The sequence below is a fragment of the Sporosarcina thermotolerans genome, assembly GCF_042658975.1.
Taxonomy (GTDB): Bacteria; Bacillota; Bacilli; order Bacillales_A; family Planococcaceae; genus Sporosarcina; species Sporosarcina thermotolerans.
The window spans coordinates 47,946-72,428 of record NZ_JBHSRM010000018.1 but is presented as its reverse complement, the minus strand read 5'-3'; the positions used below and the strand labels follow the sequence as shown (position 1 = coordinate 72,428).

Here is a 24,483-nt window from a genome sequence, read left to right as displayed (position 1 = left end):
GAGTAAAGCTTTTTTTCTTCTTGAACTAACGGGGCAGGTTAGTTTAAGAGCGAGGTGTTTTTGGAGATGTGTCGAAATAGTTATTAATACAGCACAATTTTTTTCGGGGGGTGTTAAGTTGAAGAAAATATGCATTTTATTAATATTTTCAATACTGATTTTAACAGCTTGTTCAGAGACTACGCACAACGATTATTTATTTAGTGGGGAAAGTAAGCATTGGGAAGCAGAATACACCTACAATGGAAAAGAAACATGGGGAGAAAAAGACGGGCAAAGGACTTACTCGAACGAACATGACTTTAGGTTTATATTAAAATACAAAGGTTCTTTAGAAGAGTTGTCTTCATTACAAAAACTTGAATACTACTACGAAACCAATAGTGGTCATGGGAGTGGCACAGAAGTGTTCACGGAACCCCCATTGTCAGGAATATTTTCGGCTTCAGGAAGTTCGATAGGCGGGGGAAAAGTACATGAAGATGCAGTTATCAAAGTACATGTAAAATGGGATGACTTTGAAGAGTCATTTGAACTGCATAATAATAGTAAGTAATTTTATTGAACTAACGGTGCAGGTTAGTTGAAGAGGGTCCCAAGATTGTGAAACCGTTTTATTTGTCATTCGTATAATATAGGACCGATCATCAGCTAAGCAATTACCCAAGATTTATAAGGAGTGTCATTTATGAGGGAGTATGAGTCTTTTTTCTTTAATAGAACATTCAGGAATGAAAACATTGAATTTTTCTTAATTGGTGGGGTTAACAATCAGGAAAACTTTACTGACTATTGGGACGGAAGAGAGACTAAATTATTAGGGTATTTAACTATTTTTACAGACGTCGAGCTTGATAAAGAGCTTGAACAATTGAACTTAATTCATTTAATAGAAGGAGTAAGTCAAGACAACGAGAGAATTATTAAACATACAAAAAAAATCATTTCTCATATGACAATTTCAAATAAATATTTAGATATCGAGAATGTAAAAGTATATAATACTCAAGTTCATGCGAATGGAACTAGTGCTCCTTATAATGATCTTATTAAGAGTATTATTCAAAATGACGTTCCTTACAATTTTGTAGAAAAACTCAAGTTTCCGCGTAAGCTTAATGAATAGGAGGAAGAAAAAATGAAGAAAATTATTGGGATATTCATTGTTGTACTGATTTCAATAGGGGTAGCTGATGTGTTACAAGGAGTTATTTTAACACTAATGTATACACCGAACCCTAACTCACAAGGTACACAAGAAATGGCGACCTATCTGCAATACATAATTTCAGCTATAACGGTAACCTTAGCCCTTTGGAGTATTCACAAGGTGAAAAGTTTAGTGAAAAACCCTAGTTCATCAGTTAAAGTATCATGAAGTTTTATGCATTTAAGCAATTAAAGAGAGTGTAAAATAGAGGACCATCTTAAACTAACGGGTGCTTTACTTGAAGATTATTAAGCTGTTTAGAAGGATATTTTTTCTTGTTAAACTAAAATTATATTAGGTGGAAACCATGAAAACTAAAACTTTACCGATTGTAATAATCCTTATTGCCTTAGTCGTTGGTGCTCTAGGCTACTTCCTATTTATGAAAGTATTTATTCCAAATATGATGTAATGATTATCCTAAGTAACGGGTGCTTTACTTGAAGAACATTGAGCAGCTTAAACTACACTTTTTTCTTATTCAACTAACGCGGTAGGTTAGTTGAATAAAAGTTTCAGATGGGGGAGTATAAGAATGAAAAGCTGGTCAGGATCAGCTGGTATTTGTATCAATGAACACAAGGAAATACTAATGGTCAAAAGTTTCGAGTCAGAGGGATGGGCAATACCTTCTGGTGGTATTGAAGAAGGCGAGAGTCCAGAGGAATGTTGCGTTCGAGAAGTTAAAGAAGAAACAGGATATGACGTGAAAGTCATCGAACAATTAAGAGTTAAAGAAACAACCATTAAAGATATAAAGGTAAAGACATATTATTTTAGGGTGGAAAAGATCGGTGAAAGCAGTGGAATTAATGATCCTGATGAAATTATTGTCGAAGCTGATTGGAAGTCATTATCAGAAATAAAAACTATTCACCACGTCTATCCTGAGGATTTAGAGTTTTTAGTAGAACAATTGAAGAGTTTTGTTTAACTGGTATTCAACTATTACTATGGAAATACTTCTCATTCAACAAATCCAAGAGTATCTGTTCATTCCACACATGAATTTTGATATGATTAGATTATTGGAATGCACGTGGATATAAGAGATAACGAGAGGGAGGACAAAATATTGGACAATAAGCCACATATATTGCTCATCGATGGCATGGCCGTTTTATTCAGATCGTTCTTCGCGACTTCCGCAATGGGACATTTCTTCCCGAACGCGGATGGTGTTCCGACGAATGGCGTGCAAGGATTTGGACGTCATGCATTGACGGCCGCTTCTATTTTCAACCCAACGCATATTGCGGTTTGTTGGGATATGAGTGCACATACATTTAGAAATGACTTATTCGATGGGTATAAAGCGAACCGTCCTGAACCGGCGCCGGAACTTCTGCCACAGTTCGATATGACGCGTGATTTATCCGAATTGATTGGTTGGAAGAATTATGGAATAAAAGGGATGGAAGCGGATGATCTGATCGGTTCGCTTGTTTGCGAGTGGGAAGGGAAGGCGGATATCACTATCGTTACAGGTGATAAGGATCTGCTACAACTGCTCCGGCCTGGTGTGAAGATTGCATTCATGAAAAAAGGCTATAATGTTTATGATATTTATGATGAACAGCGTTTTATCGAAGAATATGAAATTCCTCCACATCGCTTCGTCGAGATAAAAGCATTTACAGGGGATGCGAGTGATGGGTATCCGGGCGTAAAAGGCATCGGTCCTAAAACAGCCTTAAAGCTGATCAAAGAGTACGAGACTGTCGAAAAAGTCGTTGAATCCTTACATGAACTCGCACCAGGTATGAGGAAAAAGATTGAAGCCGATCTCGAAATGCTTCACCTTTCGAAAAAATTAGCCCAAATCCATTGCGAATTAGACTTCGAGGATCCGATAGAAGCACTGAATTTGCCTGATTTCTCTTCTTCTGAATTAAGAGAGGAGTTGGAACAACATGGCTATTCAATGATCCTTCGACAACTGAATTCACTTTTTCCTGAACAAACAAAAACCACTGTCTAAGCGACAGTGGTTTTCTCTATTTTTACAAACGAAAGAATGTCTTTATGCGATTCATAGGCAATCTCACGAACCCGACTATCCCGATTCCGCCCACCATTATCATGGACAATCAGCATGATGCCATTTGCAGTTTCCTTAAAACCGATGACAGGCACCCAGTGATAATCGAAAACAAATTTGCCGAACCAATGGAATGAAAACCATTTATCGAATTTGGCTGCGACTGGGCGACCTTCGTCAATTTCTTTCTTGAGCCCCTCGATACCACAATCTACAACAATCCACTCAGGACCAAGCAACTTGCGCAACCGTCTAACGAACCGCCATTTGAACAGTCCAATTTTCGTCCCGCCAAGTAAGCGATAGAGATGATCGATACTGTCATTTGTCGTTTCGTTTTTATGGTAGCGAAGAATCGTATATGCTGTTACAGGGCCACAAGCAGAAGGGCGAAAACGTACATCAATGTCATTGTCGTATTGGGATTTTCCTTGAAATCCTTTAATAGAACTCATTTGCTGCACTCCAGACTCGGCGTTGTCCAGCTACAGGCGTTAGAAGCTCGGGTCATAAGTCAAAGCTGCTATGTGGCAAAAAACGCCACTCCGCATCTTCGCCTTATGCCTGTCGCATCTGATCAAGCGCCTTCCGCATTTCTTTATTCTACAGTCTCAAGAAAATCCGTTACTTGATCTGGAGTTTTCGCGTTTGCACTATGCAAATGAGCTTTCTTCTCGCCATTTTCGAAAATCAATAAGCTTGGAATTCCCATTACATCATATTTCTCCGCGATTTCAGGCAATTCATCACGATTCACGTCATACCATGTATACATATCGTATTCCTTAACAATCGGGTCAATGAACATGTCCATACGCGTGCAGTCAGGACACCAGCCAGCCTGGAATTTGATAAGTGCTTTGCCTTCTCCGTTAATAACTTCGTTGAATTGCTCTACAGTCTTAATTGATTTCAATTTAATTGCACTCCTTTTGCTGCTATATTTTTAGCGTGTAGTTCGTAATTCCACATATTTAGTTTACAATTATATCGTGACTTTAGGGTAATTAAATGCCCGGGACAGATTATTAACTATAAAAAAACCATTTTCGCAACATTTTAATATTGCAGAAACGACTGGAATGTTTTAGACTAATAGATAGAGAGGTTCTATTTTTTTTACCTATAAAATGAATGAGTGTTCATTCAAGACGAAAAGGGAGGCTTCTAAAGTGTCATATCAAATTAAGAAAGCGGCAGTATTAGGCTCAGGCGTAATGGGATCTGGTATTGCAGCCCATCTCGCGAATATCGGAATTCCTGTACTTCTGTTGGATATCGTTCCAAACAAATTGACTGAGCAGGAAGAAGCAAAAGGTCTTACGTTGAATGATAAGTCGGTGCGTAATAAATTCGCAATGACTGCAATGGAAAAGCTTTTGAAACAGAAGCCAGCTCCATTAACAACGAAAAAGAACCTAACGCTCATTGAAGCAGGCAACTTTGAAGATGACTTGGAAAGATTAAAAGACGTTGACTGGATCATCGAAGTTGTCGTTGAAAATCTTGAAATCAAAAAAGCGTTATATGAAAAAATAGATGCGGTCCGTACACCGGGCACAATTATTACTTCGAACACTTCAGGAATCAGCATCGAAGCAATGGCGGAAGGCCGTTCCGAGGATTTCCAAAAGCACTTCCTTGGTACACATTTCTTTAACCCACCGCGTTATTTGAAATTGCTTGAAGTGATTCCAACGAAAAAGACGGATGCGGAAGTACTGAACTTCATGCTTCAATTCGGTGAAAATCGATTAGGCAAGGGAGTTGTTGTAGCAAAAGACACTCCGAACTTCATTGCAAACAGAATCGGAACGTACGGTTTACTTGTCACACTACGTGAAATGGAGAAACGTGGCTACTCGATCGGTGAAGTCGACTCGGTAACAGGGACTCTGATCGGCCGTCCAAAATCAGCAACATTCCGTACACTTGATGTTGTCGGACTTGACACGTTCATGCATGTCGCTAAAAACGCATACGACAAGACGGAAGGCGAGGAACAAAAAGTATTCGAGCTTCCGGAATTCATGAAGAAAATGATCGATAACGGATGGCTTGGTGCGAAATCGAAGCAAGGATTCTACCTGAAGGAAAGCAAAGAGATTCTTGAACTCGATCCAAAGACTTTCGAATACAGTCCGACGAAAAAAATGAAAACGCCTTCAATTGAAATGGCGAAACAGCAAAAGGGACTTGCGAACAAAGTGAAGACGCTTGTCTATGCAAAAGACCGTACAGGGGAAATCCTTTGGAGCATCCTTTCACCGACACTCCGCTATTCAGCAGGTCTAATCGGTGAAATTGCAGATGATATCGTTGCGATCGACAATGCGATGAAATGGGGCTTCGGCTGGCAGCAAGGTCCGTTCGAGGTTTGGGATGCGATCGGCGTTGCAAAATCGGTTGAAAAGATGAAGGAAGAAGGGGATACAATCCCTGCATTCCTTCAAACCATGCTCGATAACGGTTTTGAATCTTTCTATAAAGAAGAAGAGGGAGAGCTTTATTTCTACGACGGTGACGGATATATGTCTGTGCCTGTCAATGAAAAAGCGATTGACTTGAAACGTTATAAGAAGAAGCACGGCGTCATTAAGAAAAATTCTGGCGCAAGTCTTATCGATCTTGGCGATGGAATTGCGCTGCTTGAGTTCCATTCCCAATCGAATGCAATCGGCCCGGATATCATCCAGATGATCAATTTTGCAATTGACGAAGTGGAGAAGAATTACAAAGGTCTCGTCATCGGGAATCAAGGTAAGAACTTCTGTGTAGGTGCAAACCTTGGCATGATTTTGATGGAAGCACAAGACGATAATATCTTTGAACTTGATTTCATTATCCGTTCCTTCCAAAATTCAATGATGAAAATCAAATATAGCCGTAAACCGGTTGTTGCTGCACTGTTCCAAATGACACTTGGCGGTGGTGCTGAAGTCTGCTTGCCTGCAGCCCATATTCAAGCGTCAATGGAAACGTATATCGGTTTGGTTGAAGCGGGCGTTGGTCTCATTCCTGGGGGTGGCGGAAACGTCAATCTTTATTCCAAGCATCTGAAAGGTTTGCCGAACGGTGTCCAAGTAGACTACCAGTTTGTTGCAAATAAAGTGTTTGAAACGATTGCGATGGCAAAAGTTTCAACATCCGCTGAAGAAGCGATAGAGAATAACTTCCTCGATTTCGCAGATGGCATCAGTGTCAATCCAGATCATCTAATCTATGACGCGAAACAAGCGGCACTTGCATTGTACGAAAGCGGCTACACACCGCCTAAAAAAGCAAAAATCCCAGTCACAGGTGATTCCGGTTATGCAACGATGCTCCTTGGAGCGGAAGGCATGTACCTATCCGGGTACATTAGCGACCATGACTTGAAAATAGCTAAAAAGCTTGCATTTGTTTTATCTGGCGGGAAAGTGCCTTTTGGAACACTTGTCGATGAACAATATATGTTGGATCTTGAACGTGAAGCGTTCTTAAGCCTTGTACAGGAACCGAAATCCCAACAGCGGATGCAGCATATGCTCCTTAAAGGGAAGCCATTGCGCAACTGATTTGCCACAGATTTAGATAGATAGCAAAAAAGGAGGAAGTCGAATGCGTGAAGCAGTAATTGTAGCAGGTGCGAGAACACCGGTCGGAAAAGCGGGACGCGGAAGCCTTGCGACCGTGCGCCCGGACGATTTAGGGGCACTCGCGATTAAAGAAACTTTGAAACGTGCAAATGGATATGATGGACCAATAGATGACTTAATAATGGGTTGTGCAATGCCCGAAGCGGAACAGGGAATGAACATCGCGCGTAATATCGGTGCCCTCGCTGGGTTGCCAGACACAACACCCGCTATTACGGTAAACCGCTTCTGTTCATCAGGCCTTCAATCAATCGCCTATGCAGCTGAGCGGGTCATGTTAGGACATTCCGAAGCAATCATTGCTGGTGGGGTCGAGTCAATGAGTATGGTTCCAATGATGGGGAACACGATTAGACCAAACTTCAAATTGGCCGAAACAGCACCGCAATATTACATGGGGATGGGTCATACAGCTGAACAAGTGGCGATGAAATACGGCGTAAGCCGCGAAGACCAAGACGCTTTCGCTGTACGCTCACATGAAAAAGCGGCAGCCGCAATTGCAGCAGGCAAATTCGTCGACGAAATCGTCCCTGTCGAAGTCGTAAAACGTTTTGTGAATGAAAAAGGAAAATACGAGGAAAAAACATTCACATTCGAAATGGACGAAGGCGTCCGCCACGGCACATCAATGGAAGTATTGGCGAAATTGCGCCCTGCTTTCTCAGTGAAAGGATCCGTAACTGCGGGCAACGCTTCCCAAACATCCGACGGCGCGGCAGCAGTCCTCGTCATGGACCGCGAAGTCGCTGAAGGAAAAGGCCTGAAGCCAATCGCCAAATTCCGTTCATTCGCAGTAGGCGGCGTACCACCTGAAGTAATGGGAATCGGCCCAATCGAAGCCGTTCCAAAAGCATTAAAGCTTGCGGGACTATCAATCGACGACATCGACCTTTGGGAATTAAACGAAGCATTCGCATCCCAATCCCTACAAGTCATACGTCACTTAGGCCTCGACATAGATAAAGTAAACGTCAACGGCGGAGCCATCGCCCTCGGCCACCCATTAGGCGCAACAGGTTCAGTATTGACACTTCGTCTAATGAACGAACTAAAACGCCAAGGCAAACAATTCGGCGTCGTCACAATGTGTATCGGCGGCGGAATGGGAGCGGCGGGCGTATTTGAAATGCTATAAGAATAGGAATTTTATTTTATCAAAGGAGGAATTTCAATGACTGAATTACAAACAAAAGATTTTATCCGTGGAGGAGCATTCCTCATCGAAGACATCGATGCATCACGCGTATTCACACCCGAGGACTTCTCCGACGAACAAAAAATGATTTCTAAAACAACAGAGGACTACGTCAAAAACGAAGTACTCCCTGTCGTCGAAAAGCTCGAAAACCATGAATTCGAACACTCTGTCAGACTACTAAAATCGGCTGGAGACCTTGGACTTCTTGGAGCAGACGTACCTGAAGAATACGACGGCTTAGGCCTCGACAAGATTTCTTCAGCCCTGATCTCTGAAAAGATGTCCGTAGCGGGCGGCTTCTCCATCACTCACGGTGCACACGTAGGAATCGGCACACTCCCGATCGTCCTATTCGGAAACGAAGAACAAAAGAAAAAGTACTTGCCGAACTCCGTCACAGGCGACAAAATCTCTGCTTACGCATTGACTGAGCCAGGATCCGGATCAGACGCACTTGGTGCGAAAACAACAGCAAAATTGAACGAAGCAGGTACTCACTACGTATTGAACGGCGAAAAACAATGGATCACGAACGCTGGATTCGCGGATGTATTCGTTGTCTATGCGAAAGTAGATGGCGACAAATTCACTGCCTTCATCGTTGAAAAAGAATTCCCTGGCGTTTCTGTCGGCGCAGAAGAGAAGAAGATGGGGATCAAATCATCCTCCACACGTACGTTGATCCTTCAAGATGCACAAGTTCCTGTTGAAAACTTACTTGGAGAAATCGGCAGAGGGCATATTATCGCATTCAACATTTTGAATATCGGCCGTTACAAATTGGGCGTAGGAACAGTCGGCGGTTCGAAACGTGCATTTGAATTGGCGGTTACGTATGCGAATCAGCGCCAACAGTTTAAAACACCGATCTCTTCATTCAACCTTACAAAAGAAAAGCTTTCGACAATGGCATCGAAAATCTATGCGGCTGAAAGCTTGATTTACCGTACGGTCGGTTATTTCGAAGAGCGCAATAGCCAAATGACTGCTGAACAACAAAAAGACGGTAAAGCAGTTGCGGCATCGATCGCTGAATACGCTATCGAATGCTCCATCAACAAAGTTGTCGGTTCCGAAGTGCTTGACTATGTTGTGGACGAAGCGGTCCAATTGCATGGCGGTTACGGTTTTATGCAAGAATACGAAGTTGAGCGTGCTTACCGCGATTCCCGTATTAACCGCATCTTTGAAGGAACAAATGAAATCAACCGCATGATCGTCCCGGGAACTTTCTTGAAAAAAGCGATGAAAGGCGAATTGCCTTTACTTGAAAAAGCGCAAAGCCTACAAGAAGAACTTCTCATGATGATGCCTGAAGAAATTGGCGACGAAGCACTTGCACAAGAAAAGGTACTTGTGAAAAACGCGAAGAAGATCGGCTTACTTGCAGCTGGAATGGCAGCACAACGTTTCGGCACGAGCCTCGACAAAGAACAAGAAGTTCTTGTAAATATTGCTGACATCGCAAACAATGTCTTTGCAATGGAATCCGCACTATTGCGTACGGAAAAAGCAATTGCCAAAAACGGCGAAGAGAAGGAACAACAAAAAATCCTTTATACAGAAATTTTCTGCCAAGAGGCATTCGAAGCAATCGAAAAGGATGCAAAGGAAACTCTTCTTGCTTCCGTAGATGGGGATAACCAACGTATGATGCTGTCGGCGCTTCGTAAATTGACTCGTTCAAATCCTTACAATATCATCGCGAAGAAACGCGAAGCATCTGTCAAATTGATCGACGCTGAAAAATATATCGTATGATTCCAACCCACCCAGGGGTTTCATCCCTGGGTGGATTCTCTGTTATACTGGAGAAAATGTGGAGGTGTTACGATATGACAATAACTTATTACGGTTATCCGAAATGCGGGACTTGTAGAAAAGCAAAAAAGTGGTTGGAAACCAACGGATTGGAATTCGAAGATATTAATATTGCCGAGAATCCACCAACTGAAGAAGAGCTTCGAACTATGATCGGAAATTCAGACCTGGACATTAAAAAGTTTTTTAATGTCAGTGGGATGAAATATAGAGAATTGAATTTGAAGGACAAACTTTCCAACATGACAGATGATGAAAAAATTCAACTCTTATCCACAGATGGAATGCTCATTAAAAGACCGATTGTAACAGACGGTTCCAAAGTGACTGTAGGCTTTAATGAAGCACAGTTTGGGGATGTATGGAGTACGAAATAACTCACTTGTCTTTATCATTGAAATATGTGAGAATTGAGTAGAAAGAAACAACTAACGAAATGTATATTTATGGAGGGGTACGGGATGAGCACACCTAAAGATTTACGTTATTCCGAGGAACATGAATGGGTAAAAGATGAAAGCGGTAAATATCGTATCGGTATTACGCATTTTGCACAAGCTGAGCTTGGCGATATCGTTTTCGTTGAACTACCACAAGTTGGAGATGAAGTAAAAGCGGACGAACCATTCGGCAGCGTTGAATCCGTTAAAACTGTCTCTGAATTGTATGCTCCGATTAGCGGTAAAGTAGTTGAAGTGAACGAAGAATTAGAAGATAGCCCTGAATTGGTGAACGAATCTCCATATGAAGGCGCTTGGATGATCGTAGTCGAAGCTTCTAACGACTCAGAACTTGACGCGTTAATGTCAGCTGAAGACTATGAAAAAATGACTGATGGAGAGTAATTTCCCAAAGCGCTGGCCATACAGCGCTTTTTTTGATTCAATAATTTAAAGGGATGTGGATAAACTATTATAGAAGGCGGTGAGGAGATGGATTCAAATAAAGTCATAATAGTCGAAGGTGGATCAGACCGAAAAAGACTTCAACGAGTATTGGCAGAACCGATAGACATCATTTGCACAAATGGTACAGTCAGCCCCTATCGCATCGAAGAAATGCTCATGCCGTATGAAGACTGCGACCTATACATCTTTTTTGACGCTGACGAATCCGGAGAGAAAATCCGAACACTATTCAAAAGGGCATATCCTGAAGCAATCCATCTCTACACAGAACGTGTCTACCGCCAAGTCGAAACAACCCCTTACCGCACTCTCGCCGCGATTCTTATCGCTGAAAACTTTGAAGTGCATCCCGAATTCTTACTTTGAAGGTGAAAACATGTCAACTATCGAAAATTGGACAATCGAACAATGGGAAAAAAGTAAAAAAGAATCCTCTAAATCCGTGTTTTATCTATATACACCAATGTGTGGAACTTGCATGGTCGCTTCCATTATGGTCGAAGTCATATCCGCTATGAAACCGGACCTGCCAATTGGCAAAGCAGACTTGAACTTTATAGAAGACCTTGCCATTGATTACGAAATAGAAAGCGTACCTTGTCTATTGATTCAAGAGAATGGAAAAGTGACCCATAAAATCTACGCATTCCAATCCGTTCCCTATCTTCTTGAACAAATAGGTTGACCCTATTAGTCGTCCATGTTATAAATATATCTATTAACTTAACTGAATATCGTCGCTCTTATTAAGAGAGGTGGAGGGAAGTGCCCTATGAAGCCCGGCAACCGTCACGAAAGTGAAATGGTGCCAAGTCACGCAAAGCGTTTGCTTTGATAGATGAGAGATTGGATGAACGTTTACTTTTAATATAACGTTATGCCTTTCTGCTTGTCTGCAGAAAGGCTTTTATTTTTGGTTAAGATTATATAGAGGTGAAAACATGATTCATTTACAGGGTGTAAATAAACAATTCGGCAATGGCTCGAATGCTATTATCGCTGTTGATAAAGTGAATTTGGATATCGCGGAAGGTGAAATCTTCGGCATCATCGGGTATAGCGGAGCGGGAAAGAGTACTTTGATCCGACTTCTGAACGGACTCGAAAAGCCTTCCTCAGGAACGGTGAAGATTGCAGGTTATGAAATGTCTTCCGTAAATGCCCGGGAGCTAAGGAATGCAAGGAAGAAAATCAGCATGATCTTTCAGCACTTCAATTTACTTTGGTCTCGCACTGTCAAACAGAACATTTCCTTCCCACTTGAAATCGCGGGAATTAAAAAGGCTGAACGTGAAAGAAGAGTGAATGAGTTAATTGATTTGGTCGGTTTAAAGGGAAGAGAGAATGCCTACCCTTCCGAATTATCCGGTGGGCAAAAGCAACGAGTGGGCATTGCAAGAGCATTGGCAAATGACCCTGAAGTTCTTCTCTGCGACGAAGCTACTTCCGCACTTGATCCCGAAACGACAGATTCTATCCTTGATTTATTGACAAGCATCAATGAACGGCTTGGATTGACAATTGTATTAATCACACATGAAATGCATGTCATCCGGAAAATTTGCCATCGAGTAGCTGTCATGGAAGCAGGTAATGTCGTTGAAACTGGATCTGTTCTTGAAGTTTTCCAATCACCGAAGGAGCCAATTACAAAACGGTTTGTTTCCCAAGTGACCGAGCCTGTTGGTACTGAACAGGTACTCGCACATATACCGGGAGGCACGCTCATCAAACTTGCATTTGTCGGAGAGAAGACAGAGCATCCTGTGTTGGCAAGCTTGATTCGGAAATTCGACATTGACGTGAATATCGTACAAGGGAATATATCCCAGACTAAAGGCGGCGCTTATGGCACGCTTATTTTACAGCTTTTAGGTAATGAAAAGGATGTTGATATGGCGATTGCCTATCTCCATGAATTAGGTGTGCAGACAGAGGTGATCACCAATGAATGAAAATTTATTTCAACACGTTAACTGGGATAAAATGTGGGAGGCAACAGTTGAAACGTTATATATGACCGGAATCTCCACTTTATATACGTTCATATTCGGGCTCTTACTTGGCGTACTTCTATTCTTATCGAGCCCTGGCCAGCTTTGGAAAAATAAATTGGTGTATGGCATCACGGGAGCGTTCGTCAATATTTTCCGATCGATTCCTTTCATCATTTTGATCATTCTACTGATTCCATTCACAACACTTTTCGTTGGGACGATGCGCGGTCCGGAAGCGGCCATCCCGGCACTTGTTATCGGGGCTGCACCGTTTTATGCGCGAATGGTCATGATTGGCTTGCGTGAAATTGATAGGGGCGTTATCGAAGCTGCAAGATCGATGGGTGCAAAAACAAGCACGATTATCTTCAAAGTATTGCTTCCCGAATCGATGCCTGCCCTCATATCCGGAATTACGGTAACTGCGATTGCGCTTGTCGGATATACGGCGATGGCTGGAGTTATCGGCGCAGGCGGGCTCGGAAATCTCGCATATTACGAAGGGTTCCAGCGAAGCCGCACTGATGTGATGATTGTTGCAACAGTTATTATTTTGATTATCGTATTTATCATCCAAATAATTGGCGACTTCGCCGTGAAGAAATTGGACAAACGTTAATTTGCGGGCTTGGCCTGATAATTATAAAAAACATCTAAGAATGGAGAGAAGAATAATGAAAAAGATATTATCCGCATTATTATTAACGGTTCTCGTGCTCGCTCTGGCAGCATGCGGAGCGAAAGATAAAGAAAAGGTGAAGACGAAAATCGTCGTCGGCGCTTCCAATACACCACATGCCGTTATTTTGGAAAAAGTGAAGCCGTTATTAAAAGAAAAAGGCTTCGACTTGGAAATCGAAACATATCAGGAATATATATTGCCGAACAAGGACTTGGAATCGGGTCTATTGGATGCGAACTATTTCCAAACCATCCCTTACTTGGACAGTCAAATGGCTGATTTCGGCTACGACTTTGTCAATGCGGGAGAAATCCATATCGAACCGATGGGTGTTTATTCGAAGAAATATAAATCATTAGCTGAATTGCCGGACGGTGCGACGATCCTTATGAGCAACTCAGTTTCGGATCATGGTCGTGTGCTTGAAATGCTTGAGGAAAATGGCTTGATCACACTTGCTGAGGGTGTTGATAAAGTGAAAGCGGAACTTACAGATATTGTGGACAATCCGAAAAACCTACTGTTTGAGCCGGATTACGAAGCAGCATTACTTCCAACTCTTTACAATAATAATGAAGGCGATGCTGTTTTGATCAACTCTAACTATGCAATCGATGCGGGCTTGAACCCTCTTGAAGATTCAATTGCTATTGAAAAAACGGATTCACCCTACGTAAACGTCATTACGGTTCGTTCTGGTGATGAAAACAATCCTGCAATCAAAGCACTCGTCGAAGTGTTGACGTCCGAAGAAATCCAGGAGTTCATGTTGAAAGAATGGTCCGGCTCTGTCGTACCTGTAAAATAAATAACTAACAAAGACTGGCAAATCCCTATGGATGACTGCCAGTCTTTTTTTATTTTTTAATAAAAATACATTCCTATTCCTTCTCTATTATGTTAAAGTAGTTTTATTATTTTAGAACACAAATGTGTTTTTGAGGAGGACATTGGATGAATAGAAAAATAGGACTCATATGGCGAATCATTATAGCCATAGGGCTTGCAATAGGTTTGGGAATGTTGCTTCCAGCAATACACGAAGGTTTCGCTCATTGGTTTGTCCGTCTAGCGGCGACGTTTAATATGATTTTTGGAGGATTTCTTAACTTTGTTGTTCCATTGATTATTATTGCATTCATCGCTCCTGGTATCGCGAAACTTGGAAGTGGGTCAGGGAAGTTATTGGGATTAGCAACAGTATTTGCATATGCTTCCACAGTCTTTGCGGGAATTCTTGCGTTTTTTGCAGCAAAGACACTTCTGCCGAATTTCATTAACGGGTTTGGGGCAAAATCCGTTGAAAATGTTGGAAAGGCCCAGGCGATATCTTTCTTTGATCTGGAAATGACTCCAGTGATGGGGGTTATGTCAGCGTTGTTGTTAGCATTCGTATTTGGAATAGGAATGGCCTCCATCAACAGCAAATCGATGCTCTCATTCTTTGAAGAACTCCATGTATTAATTGAAAAAGTAATTTCGTTCGTCATCATTCCATTATTGCCGTTTCACATTTTCGGTATATTCCTCAATATGACATACAGTGGAGAAGTTGCGAAGGTTCTTTCCGTATTCTCAGTTGTTTTCATCATGATCATCGCCTTGCATTTGCTTATGTTGACTATTCAATATACAGTGGCGGGTTCTCTTACAAAGAAAAATCCTTTCATGCTGATGAAAACAATGGCACCAGCCTATATGACGGCCATCGGAACGCAATCTTCTGCAGCTACGATTCCGGTCACATTAAGACAGGCGAAAAAGACAGGAGCGTCTGAACGCGTTACTGATTTCACGGTTCCACTATTTGCAACTATACATCTTTCTGGGAGTACGATCACACTAGTCTCATGTTCCATCGGTGTTATGCTCATGAATGGCATGGATATCAGCTTGTCCAGCTATTTCCCGTTCATCCTTATGCTTGGAGTCACGATGATTGCAGCACCAGGAGTTCCAGGGGGTGCCGTCATGGCCGCGGTCGGACTTCTTAGCACAATGCTTGGATTTGACGAGTCAATGGTAGCTTTAATGATTGCTTTGTATATGGCGCAAGATAGTTTCGGAACGGCTACAAACGTCACAGGTGACGGGGCATTGGCAATGATTGTAGACCGATTCACGCCAAAAACGGAAAAATGATAAATGAAATGCCGTCACCTTATGTGGCGGCATTTTCAATTAAGAGTGCGTATTTGATTCTCAATGAATTGGATATAATTGAAAATAGAAGATTCATTTTCTATTCAATAAGAACAGTAGGTAATAGGTTGAACCCCTATATAAATGATAATCGTTCTTAATTATTTGCAAGGTTGCCCTGAATGAGCTAAAATTAGAATGATACTAATTAGAGAATGGAAAAAACCGTTCATCTTTATCATATTGGAGGTATTGGAATGGCAACTTTGGAAATCAAAGACCTTCACGTAGAAATTGAAGGTAAGGAAATATTGAAAGGCGTCAATTTAACTATTAATACAGGTGAAATTCACGCGATTATGGGTCCTAACGGAACAGGTAAATCAACTCTCGCATCCGCAATCATGGGTCACCCTAAATACGAAGTCACTTCTGGATCTGTTACGCTTGACGGCGAAGATGTTCTTGAAATGGAAGTTGATGAGCGTGCGAAGGCAGGCCTTTTCCTTGCGATGCAATACCCAAGTGAAATCACAGGTGTAACAAACGCTGACTTCATGCGTTCAGCAGTCAATGCTCGACGTGAAGAGGGCGACGAAATCTCATTAATGAAATTCATCCGTGAATTGGACAACAAAATGGAAGTCCTTGAAATGGATCAAGATATGGCAACACGTTATTTGAACGAAGGGTTCTCAGGCGGAGAGAAGAAGCGTAATGAAATCCTTCAACTGATGATGTTGAAACCAAAATTTGCAGTACTTGATGAAATCGACTCCGGTCTTGATATCGATGCATTGAAAGTTGTTTCAAAGGGAATCAATGAAATGCGCGGTGAAGGCTTCGGTTGCCTAATCATCACTCACTACCAACGTCTTCTAAACTACATCACACCGGACTTTGTACATGTAATGATGCAAGGTAAAGTTGTTAAATCAGGCGGAGCTGAGCTTGCTAAACAACTTGAAGAGAGCGGTTATGACTGGATTAAAGAAGAACTTGGAATCGAAGACGAAACAGTTGGACAAGAAGCTTAAGAAAGGGGACGATTCAAAATGACGGTTGAAACAAAAATGGCATTGACCGAACAGGACGTCCGCTCTTTCTCCGCAAACATGAATGAAGCCGATTGGATGGCAGAATTCCGCACGAATGCGTTAGCGAAAGTGGAACAGCTTCCTATGCCAAAACCAGATAAAACAAAGATCGACAAATGGAATTTCATTGAGTTCCCTGTACATGCAGTGGAAAGTTCAACTTTCTCTTCATTATCGGAACTGCCGGATGAAGCGAAAGAACTTGTCGGTGATGACCAAAAGAACATTTATGTTCAACATAATAATACACCGGCATTCATTTCACTTTCAGATGAATTGAAAGCAAAAGGTGTTGTATTAACAGATATTTTCACGGCTACTCGCGACCACGCTGACCTATTGAAGAAATACTACATGTCGGACGGCGTTAAGGTTGATGAACATAGACTTACTGCACTACACGCAGCATTGATGAACGGCGGTGTATTCGTCTACGTTCCGAAAAATGTAGTTGTAGAAGAACCCCTACAAGTTCTATTCTTGCATGACGATGCACAAGCATCACTTTTCAACCACGTTATCATCGTTGCAGATGCTAACAGCTCTGTTACATACGTGGAAAACTACCTGTCTACTGTTGACGAAGCTGTTGGACAAGCAAACATCATCGCTGAAGTATTTACGGAGGACAATGCGAAAGTCATCTATGGTGCTGTGGACGTTCTTGCTAAAGGGGTTACGACTTACGTAAACCGCCGAGGCATCACTGGGCCGAACAGCCGCATTGAATGGGCATTGGGCTTGATGAATGACAGTGATACAATTTCAGAAAACATCACTCATCTTGTCGGAAACGGTTCTTCAAGCGACTTGAAAACAGTTGTTGTAGGCCGAGGCAACCAGAAACAGAACTTCACATCTGAAATCGTCCACTGGGGACTTGATACAGATGGATTCATTCTAAAGCATGGCGTCATGAAAGAAGCAGCTTCTTCAATTTTCAATGGTATCGGCAGAATTGCTAAAGGCGCTACAAGATCGAACGCCGTTCAAGAATCTCGTATCTTGATGCTTAGTGAAAAAGCTCGCGGAGACGCGAACCCAATCCTCTTGATCGACGAGGATGATGTTACAGCAGGACACGCGGCATCAGTTGGCCGTGTAGATCCTCTTCAATTGTTCTACCTGATGAGCCGAGGAATTTCACAACAAGAAGCTGAACGCCTCGTCATCCATGGTTTCCTTGCACCAGTAGTAAGCAAATTGCCAATCGAAGGTGTTAAGAAGCAATTGACGGAGGTAATTGAAAGGAAAGTGCGCTAATGCTCAGCAAAGACATCCGCAAACATTTCCCGATACTTGACCAGGAAATCAACGGGCACCCGCTCGTTTATTTAGATAGTGCTGCGACTTCTCAGAAGCCGCAGCAAGTCATTGATGCTCTCAATGACTATTACAAATGGGATAACGCTAACGTCCATCGCGGTGTTCATACATTAGGCAACCGAGCGACAGATCATTATGAAGGGGCTCGTGAAAAGGTCCGTAAATTCATCAATGCGAAATCGACGCAGGAAATCATTTTCATGCGAGGCACAACAACTGCCCTCAATATGGTTGCCCAAAGCTATGGACGCGCGAATGTTGGCGAAGGTGACGAAATCGTCATCACACATATGGAACACCATTCCAATATCATCCCGTGGCAGCAATTGGCAAAGGAAAAAGGCGCAGTTTTGAAATATGTCGATCTTGAAGAGGACGGCACTATTTCACTTGATAAAGTGCGTGAAGCAGTCACTGATCGCACGAAAATCGTCTCAATCATGTACGTATCCAATGTGCTTGGCACAATGAATCCGATTAAGGAAATTACGGAGATTGCTCATGCGCATGGTGCAGTCATGGTTGTCGATGGTGCGCAAGCTGCACCTCATTTGAAGCTTGACGTTCAAGAATTGAATTGTGACTTCCTCGCTTTTTCCGGCCATAAAATGTGTGGGCCAACTGGAATCGGTGTCCTATATGGTAAAAAAGAGTTGTTGAATAAAATGGAGCCTGTTGAATTCGGTGGAGAAATGATCGACTTCGTAGGCCTTTACGAATCTACGTGGAAAGAACTTCCGTGGAAATTCGAAGGAGGCACTCCGATTATAGCTGGTGCTATTGGTCTCGGAGCCGCCATCGACTTTTTAGAAGAGATCGGCTTGGATCAGATTGAACGGCATGAACACGAACTTGCAGCAATTGCAATGGAAAAAATGTCGGCAATCGAAGGACTAACAATATATGGTCCTAAAGATCCCGGAGCACGTGCAGGAATCGTTACATTCAATCTTGGCAATGTCCATCCTCATGATGTGGCTACGGTTCTTGATATGAATGGAATTGCAGTTCGCGCCGGACATCATTGCGCACAGCCTTTGATGAAACGACTTGAATGTTCTGCAACGGCCCGAGCAAGCTTCTATGTTTATAACACAGAAGAAGACGTAGACCGTCTCGTAGAAGGACTCCGCATTGCAAAGGAGTATTTTGAGTAATGTCAACTAATAAATTAGATCAGCTATACCGCTCAGTCATCATGGATCATTACAAGAATCCACGGAACAAAGGTGTACTGGAAGAAAACAATGTCACAATCGACATGAATAACCCGACGTGCGGGGATGTCATCCATTTGACACTAAAAGTGGAGGATGGCATTGTACGCGATGCGAAGTTTGAAGGGGAAGGATGTTCTATTTCGATGGCATCCGCTTCGATGATGACGCAGATCGTCAAGAACAAAGACCTGGACACGGCGAAAAAGTATGCACAACTGTTTTCAAATATGATGCTCGGGAAAGAAATCGATGATTCGATGGATCTTGGCGATATCGAGGCACTTTCTGGTGTCGCTAAATTCCCTGCACGCATCAAATGTGCAACGCTCGCATGGAAGGCAATGGAAAAAGGGGTCACGGAAGAATCCGAACAATGATTCTGAAATCGATTGTCGGTTAATGCAAAGCGATTTGGCCGGGTAAGACAAATGTAAGAACGGAGGAATAATGATGGCTAAAAAAATGCCTGAAATTGGTGATTACAAATATGGTTTCCATGATAAGGACGTATCTGTTTTCCGTTCGGAACGTGGTTTGACACGTGAAATTGTTGAAGAAATCTCGAACATGAAAGAAGAGCCTCAATGGATGTTGGACTACCGTCTAAAATCCCTTGAAATCTTCTACAGCAAACCGATGCCTCAATGGGGCGGAGATTTAGGTTCATTGAACTTCGATGAGATCACATATTACGTAAAACCTTCCGAAGCGACAGAGCGTTCGTGGGATGAAGTGCCTGAAGAAATCAAGCGCACTTTTGACAAATTGGGTATTCCTGAAGCTGAGCAAAAATATCTCGCTGGTGTTTCTGCACAGTACGAATCCGAAGTTGTTTACCACAACATGAAAGAAGAACTCACAGACATGGGAATCGTCTTTAAAGATACAGACTCAGCATTACGTGAAAACGAGGAGCTGTTCAAAAAGTATTGGGGAACTGTCATTCCGAATACAGACAATAAGTTTGCTGCGTTGAACTCTGCAGTTTGGTCTGGAGGTTCATTCATCTATGTACCACCTGGCGTCAAATTGGACACACCGCTTCAAGCTTACTTCCGTATCAACTCGGAAAACATGGGTCAATTCGAACGTACGCTAATCGTTGTTGACGAAGGCGCAAGCGTTCACTATGTTGAGGGATGTACAGCACCAGTTTACACGACGAACTCCCTTCATAGTGCAGTCGTTGAAATCATCATCAAAAAAGATGCTTACTGCCGTTACACTACGATTCAAAACTGGGCAAACAACGTCTATAACCTTGTTACGAAACGTGCGGTTTGTGAAGCGAATGCTACAATGGAATGGATTGACGGTAACATCGGTTCGAAATTGACGATGAAATATCCGGCTTGTATCCTTAAAGGCGAAGGCGCACGTGGAATGACATTGTCCATCGCGCTTGCTGGTAAAGGACAACATCAGGACGCTGGTGCGAAAATGATGCACTTGGCACCGAATACTTCATCAACAATTGTTTCGAAGTCAATCTCTCAACATGGTGGTAAAGTAACATACCGTGGTATCGTTCACTTCGGCCGCCGCGCAGATGGTGCACGTGCAAACATCGAGTGTGACACGCTGATCATGGATAAATTGTCGACATCTGACACAATCCCATACAACGAAATCCTGAATGATAACATTTCACTCGAGCACGAAGCGAAAGTTTCGAAAGTATCGGAAGAGCAGCTCTTCTACTTGATGAGCCGTGGAATTCCTGAGCTTGAAGCTACTGAAATGATCGTCATGGGCTTCATCGAGCCATTCACAAAAGAATTGCCAATGGAATACGCAGTAGAGATGAACCGCCTTATCAAGTTCGAAATGGAAGGTTCTATCGGATAATAAAGAAACAATCAAACCGCCTCATTGCAGGCGGTTTTTTTATTTACATACTGTTAAAATTTCATAATAGCTTCCATAAAATAGACTACTTTCCTAAAATCATATTCTTTGTATTGTTATAGATTAATTGATATAATTATCTTGAATTAAAGATATTTTAATTCGGTTCTTCAATTTCTATTTTAGAAACATCGCAGTAGATTTTTCACCAAAAAATAGGAGGTATGAAGTATGAAAGCAGCAGTATGGTATGGCGAGAAAGATATCCGTGTGGAAGAACGTGAACTGAAACCCTTGCAAGACAATGAGGTGACAGTGCGCGTAGCATGGGCAGGTATTTGTGGTTCAGATTTACATGAATATCAAGAGGGCCCGGTGTTTATTCCGGTTAATGAACCTCATCAATTAACAGGACAACAAGCACCCCTCACAATGGGGCATGAATTTGCTGGTGTTGTCGAAAAGGTAGGGAAAGACGTAACTTCGGTCAAAGTAGGAGATCGTGTTGCTGTAAACCCAATGTACACATTTGGTAATAAACATGAAGATGTGGATGCATATGATGGCTTCCAATTTATCGGTTTAGGGTCAGACGGTGGTTTTGCTACATATGTAAACGCAGGTGAAAGCTTTATTTATAAATTGCCAGAAGGAATGACGTTGCAAGATGGTGCATTAGTTGAACCTACGGCAGTAGCTGTACAAGCAGTTAAAGAAGGTAATATGCAATTCGGGGATACAGTAGCAGTATTTGGTGCTGGCCCGATTGGATTGTTGACAATTATTGCGGCTAAAGCAGCGGGTGCAAGTAAGATCTTCGCATTCGATCTATCTGAAGACCGCTTGCAAAAAGCTAAAGAACTTGGCGCAACACATGTTTTCAATTCAGGACAAGTTGATCCTGTACAAGCTATTAAAGACGTTGTACCTGATGGCGTGGATGTGTCCTTCGAAGTTGCCGGTGTTGCACCGACATTCAAACAAGCAATCGACGCAACACGTGCTCGCGGTACAATGGTGATCGTATCGATCTTTGCTCGTCCGATTGAATGGAATCCAATGCAGTTGACGAACACGGGTGTTAAAGTGACATCAACCATTGCTTATACGCCAACTACATTTCAACAAACAGTTGACTTAATCGGTACAGGGCAGTTGAATCCACATGGCGTTATCACTTCTGAAATTGAGTTGGAAGATATCGTTGATAAAGGCTTCGAAGCTCTGACGAATGATAAAACGCAAGCAAAGATTTTAGTGAAATTAAGCGGAGAAATGTAATACTCTCCATTATGAGGCAGCCAACTTTGGCTGCCTTTTTGTTTGATCAAAGTAGTATGTCCCGCGCCCAAGAAAGCATGCCCCGCGCCCAAGAACTCGTGCCCCGCGCCTAAGAAAGCATGGCCCGCGCCCAAGAACTCGTGCCCCGCGCCCAAGAAAGCATGCCCCGCGCCTAAGAAAGCATGGCCCGCGCCCAAGAACTCGTGCCCCGCGCCCAAGAAAGCATGCCCCGCGCCCAAGAAGGCGTGCCCCGCGCTCAAGTAAACCCCCCACACGCTCAAAGCATTCCCCCTCTACAAAACCATGATGCAAAATGGCAGATTCGCGCCTAAGACATATGATATGATGAAAATATTCATCTGCGAAAGGAAAAGAGGGATTATATGATACAAGTCGGTTTAACAGGATGGGGCGACCATCCGGACGTTTACTCGCCGACCTCCAAGAAAAGTGAAAAACTGATTGATTATAGCTCCCATTTTCCAATCGTTGAGTTAGACGCATCTTTTTACGCCATTCAACCCGAGCGTAATATCCGTAAATGGATTGATGAAACTCCCGATGACTTTCAATTCATCGTAAAAGCGTATCAAGGGATGACGGGGCATCAACGGGGAAGACTGCCATACGCCAATCCTGAAGAAATGTTCAAGCAGTTCAAGCTTTCCATCAATCCGATGAGGGCTTCTAAAAAGCTTGCTATGATTCTCGTACAATTTCCACCTTGGTTTGATTGCATAAGAGAAAATGTAAACCAAATCAGATACATTCGAACCCAATTGGAAGGGTACGACGTGGCAATCGAGTTCCGCCATCAATCATGGTACGTGCCATCCATGCAGGAAAAGACGCTTGACTTTCTTAAAGAGCTTAATTTCATTCATTCCGTTTGTGATGAGCCGCAATCAGGAATTGGCAGTATTCCTCTTGTTGCAGAAACAACTCGCAACGATAAAGTGCTTATCCGCCTGCATGGAAGAAATGTAAATGGCTGGCGCAACACGACAGGAGATAATGAGGCTTGGCGCAAAGTCCGGTATCTCTATAATTATTCAGATAGTGAATTGGATGAAATCCGTCAGGCAGTCAATAAATTAAAGAATGAAGCGAAGAATGTATTTGTCGTCTTCAATAATAATTCTGGTGGCCATGCAGCTGAGAACGCCAAACGTTTTCAAAAAATGATGGGCATTGATTTCCAAGCACTTACACCTAAGCAGCTTGACTTTTTTGAGGAGGAATAAGTATGGCGTATGTATTGTTGGCTATTATTGGTGCGATATCGGGCATAATGGGTTCGATTGTCGGGCTTGGGGGCGGTACGATTCTCGTTCCGTTGACATTATTAGTTGGTATTAACCTTGGTTGGATTCCAGGCATCACTCCGCAAAGCGTAGTCGGGATCTCGGTTATTATGATGATATTCAACGGCCTTTCTTCAACCCTTTCGCATATGAAAGGGAAGACGGTCGACTTCCGGACGGGATGGATCTTTTTCGCTGGTTCTATACCAGGTTTAATAATCGGGGCGTTTGTGAATAAAGGAATTAATTTGCAATCATTTAATCTATACTTCGGCATTTTGCTTATAGTCCTTTCCATCCTGTTGCTATCCCGTAAATATTTGAAACCGATCAAATGGTTTGTAGAACACGGCAAACCGATTACGTTTATCGATAAGAATGGAGATTCTCATGTGTATGGGTATCCAATCTGGTTTGCCCTAATCCTAACATTTATCATCGGTTTCGCTTCTGGCCTATTCGGCATTGGTGGAGGAACGATGATTGTACCTGCACTGATTCTATTGTTTTTATTCCCGCCACATGTTGCAGTGGGGACGTCAATGTTCATCGTATTCCTATCAGCGATCGCGAACTCCGCCACCCATATTTCCTTAGGGCATGTCCCTTGGCTCTATGCTCTTCCGGTCATACCGGGCGCTTATATCGGCGGAATGATTGGAACGAAGTTAAATAAGAAGATGAATTCAGATACATTAGTTCTCGTTTTAAGGATCATGCTATTGTTATTCGGAATAAGATCGATTATTGAAGGAATTTGGGGATAA

The 24,483-nt window shown here is 42.5% G+C and carries 26 protein-coding genes and 1 riboswitch; of the genes, 24 read left to right on the top strand and 2 right to left on the bottom strand.

Annotated features, from left to right (window positions below):
• The first annotated feature begins 118 nt into the window (after nt 1-118).
• The 5 genes from ACFPZG_RS14970 (at nt 119) to ACFPZG_RS14950 (ending at nt 3,191) form a co-directional block, all read left to right on the top strand.
• Nucleotides 119-556, top strand: coding sequence for a hypothetical protein (locus ACFPZG_RS14970; protein ID WP_317940825.1), 438 nt, complete (start codon nt 119-121; stop codon nt 554-556).
• A gap of 132 nt (nt 557-688) precedes the next feature.
• Nucleotides 689-1,126, top strand: a complete 438-nt coding sequence (locus ACFPZG_RS14965) for a hypothetical protein (protein WP_317940826.1) — start codon at nt 689-691, stop codon at nt 1,124-1,126.
• Nucleotides 1,127-1,138: 12 nt separating this feature from the next.
• Entirely contained in the window at nt 1,139-1,378 is a 240-nt protein-coding gene (locus ACFPZG_RS14960; protein ID WP_283734422.1) for a hypothetical protein, read from the top strand.
• A gap of 367 nt (nt 1,379-1,745) precedes the next feature.
• On the top strand, nt 1,746-2,144 hold the full coding sequence (locus tag ACFPZG_RS14955; RefSeq protein ID WP_283734423.1) for an NUDIX hydrolase: 399 nt from the start codon (nt 1,746-1,748) through the stop codon (nt 2,142-2,144).
• 141 nt (nt 2,145-2,285) lie between these two features.
• Complete coding sequence (locus ACFPZG_RS14950; protein ID WP_381427784.1) at nt 2,286-3,191, top strand: 5'-3' exonuclease; 906 nt, start codon at nt 2,286-2,288, stop codon at nt 3,189-3,191.
• On the opposite strand, the gene ACFPZG_RS14945 is transcribed toward ACFPZG_RS14950, so the two are convergent.
• Together ACFPZG_RS14945 and ACFPZG_RS14940 are read right to left on the bottom strand one after the other, a co-directional pair.
• Complete coding sequence (locus ACFPZG_RS14945; protein ID WP_283734424.1) at nt 3,188-3,706, bottom strand: C39 family peptidase; 519 nt, start codon at nt 3,704-3,706, stop codon at nt 3,188-3,190. The two genes, ACFPZG_RS14950 and ACFPZG_RS14945, sit on opposite strands and share 4 nt — an antisense overlap.
• 143 nt (nt 3,707-3,849) lie before the next feature.
• Complete coding sequence (locus ACFPZG_RS14940) at nt 3,850-4,167, bottom strand: thioredoxin family protein (RefSeq protein ID WP_283734425.1); 318 nt, start codon at nt 4,165-4,167, stop codon at nt 3,850-3,852.
• Nucleotides 4,168-4,423: 256 nt separating this feature from the next.
• Between ACFPZG_RS14940 and ACFPZG_RS14935 the strand changes: the two genes are divergently transcribed.
• The 19 genes from ACFPZG_RS14935 to ACFPZG_RS14845 all read left to right on the top strand — a co-directional run bounded on the left by ACFPZG_RS14935 (nt 4,424) and on the right by ACFPZG_RS14845 (nt 24,483).
• Nucleotides 4,424-6,808: a 3-hydroxyacyl-CoA dehydrogenase/enoyl-CoA hydratase family protein gene (locus ACFPZG_RS14935; RefSeq protein ID WP_283734426.1), complete on the top strand. Its 2,385-nt coding sequence runs from the start codon at nt 4,424-4,426 to the stop codon at nt 6,806-6,808.
• Between the two features lie 43 nt (nt 6,809-6,851).
• Nucleotides 6,852-8,027, top strand: a complete 1,176-nt coding sequence (locus ACFPZG_RS14930; protein ID WP_283734427.1) for an acetyl-CoA C-acetyltransferase — start codon at nt 6,852-6,854, stop codon at nt 8,025-8,027.
• 36 nt (nt 8,028-8,063) lie between these two features.
• A complete protein-coding gene (locus tag ACFPZG_RS14925) occupies nt 8,064-9,851 on the top strand; it encodes an acyl-CoA dehydrogenase family protein (RefSeq protein ID WP_317940827.1) in 1,788 nt (595 codons plus the stop codon).
• Between the two features lie 74 nt (nt 9,852-9,925).
• Nucleotides 9,926-10,288: an arsenate reductase family protein gene (locus ACFPZG_RS14920; protein ID WP_283734428.1), complete on the top strand. Its 363-nt coding sequence runs from the start codon at nt 9,926-9,928 to the stop codon at nt 10,286-10,288.
• An 84-nt stretch (nt 10,289-10,372) separates the two neighbouring features.
• Nucleotides 10,373-10,756, top strand: coding sequence for a glycine cleavage system protein GcvH (gene gcvH, locus ACFPZG_RS14915; protein WP_283734429.1), 384 nt, complete (start codon nt 10,373-10,375; stop codon nt 10,754-10,756).
• 87 nt (nt 10,757-10,843) lie between these two features.
• Nucleotides 10,844-11,185 carry a toprim domain-containing protein gene (locus tag ACFPZG_RS14910; protein WP_283734430.1) on the top strand — a complete coding sequence of 114 codons (342 nt, stop codon included), beginning with the start codon at nt 10,844-10,846 and terminating at the stop codon, nt 11,183-11,185.
• A 19-nt stretch (nt 11,186-11,204) separates the two neighbouring features.
• A complete protein-coding gene (locus tag ACFPZG_RS14905) occupies nt 11,205-11,504 on the top strand; it encodes a thioredoxin family protein (RefSeq protein WP_283734606.1) in 300 nt (99 codons plus the stop codon).
• A gap of 55 nt (nt 11,505-11,559) precedes the next feature.
• A riboswitch (SAM riboswitch) is annotated at nt 11,560-11,664 on the top strand.
• Nucleotides 11,665-11,760: 96 nt separating this feature from the next.
• Nucleotides 11,761-12,774 (top strand): methionine ABC transporter ATP-binding protein, encoded by a 1,014-nt coding sequence (locus ACFPZG_RS14900; protein WP_283734431.1) that lies wholly within the window; start codon nt 11,761-11,763, stop codon nt 12,772-12,774.
• Complete coding sequence (locus tag ACFPZG_RS14895; RefSeq protein ID WP_283734432.1) at nt 12,767-13,435, top strand: methionine ABC transporter permease; 669 nt, start codon at nt 12,767-12,769, stop codon at nt 13,433-13,435. Before ACFPZG_RS14900 ends, ACFPZG_RS14895 begins: the two co-directional genes overlap by 8 nt.
• A gap of 55 nt (nt 13,436-13,490) precedes the next feature.
• Nucleotides 13,491-14,306: a MetQ/NlpA family ABC transporter substrate-binding protein gene (locus tag ACFPZG_RS14890; protein ID WP_283734433.1), complete on the top strand. Its 816-nt coding sequence runs from the start codon at nt 13,491-13,493 to the stop codon at nt 14,304-14,306.
• A gap of 146 nt (nt 14,307-14,452) precedes the next feature.
• Nucleotides 14,453-15,640, top strand: coding sequence for a dicarboxylate/amino acid:cation symporter (locus ACFPZG_RS14885; protein ID WP_317940828.1), 1,188 nt, complete (start codon nt 14,453-14,455; stop codon nt 15,638-15,640).
• Nucleotides 15,641-15,897: 257 nt separating this feature from the next.
• Nucleotides 15,898-16,677, top strand: coding sequence for a Fe-S cluster assembly ATPase SufC (sufC, locus tag ACFPZG_RS14880; protein WP_381427775.1), 780 nt, complete (start codon nt 15,898-15,900; stop codon nt 16,675-16,677).
• Between the two features lie 18 nt (nt 16,678-16,695).
• Nucleotides 16,696-18,000 (top strand): Fe-S cluster assembly protein SufD, encoded by a 1,305-nt coding sequence (sufD, locus tag ACFPZG_RS14875; RefSeq protein WP_317940829.1) that lies wholly within the window; start codon nt 16,696-16,698, stop codon nt 17,998-18,000.
• Nucleotides 18,000-19,220: a cysteine desulfurase gene (locus ACFPZG_RS14870; RefSeq protein WP_283734434.1), complete on the top strand. Its 1,221-nt coding sequence runs from the start codon at nt 18,000-18,002 to the stop codon at nt 19,218-19,220. The genes sufD and ACFPZG_RS14870 overlap by 1 nt, the downstream gene beginning before the upstream one ends.
• A complete protein-coding gene (sufU, locus tag ACFPZG_RS14865; RefSeq protein WP_283734435.1) occupies nt 19,220-19,660 on the top strand; it encodes a Fe-S cluster assembly sulfur transfer protein SufU in 441 nt (146 codons plus the stop codon). Before ACFPZG_RS14870 ends, sufU begins: the two co-directional genes overlap by 1 nt.
• Nucleotides 19,661-19,733: 73 nt before the next feature.
• Nucleotides 19,734-21,131 carry a Fe-S cluster assembly protein SufB gene (gene sufB / locus ACFPZG_RS14860; protein WP_283734608.1) on the top strand — a complete coding sequence of 466 codons (1,398 nt, stop codon included), beginning with the start codon at nt 19,734-19,736 and terminating at the stop codon, nt 21,129-21,131.
• Between the two features lie 231 nt (nt 21,132-21,362).
• Nucleotides 21,363-22,412, top strand: a complete 1,050-nt coding sequence (locus ACFPZG_RS14855; RefSeq protein ID WP_283734436.1) for a 2,3-butanediol dehydrogenase — start codon at nt 21,363-21,365, stop codon at nt 22,410-22,412.
• Between the two features lie 383 nt (nt 22,413-22,795).
• Nucleotides 22,796-23,656, top strand: coding sequence for a DUF72 domain-containing protein (locus ACFPZG_RS14850; protein ID WP_317940830.1), 861 nt, complete (start codon nt 22,796-22,798; stop codon nt 23,654-23,656).
• Nucleotides 23,657-23,658: 2 nt separating this feature from the next.
• The gene (locus tag ACFPZG_RS14845; protein ID WP_283734437.1) at nt 23,659-24,483 is read left to right on the top strand and encodes a sulfite exporter TauE/SafE family protein; all 825 of its coding nucleotides are present in this window, start codon (nt 23,659-23,661) and stop codon (nt 24,481-24,483) included.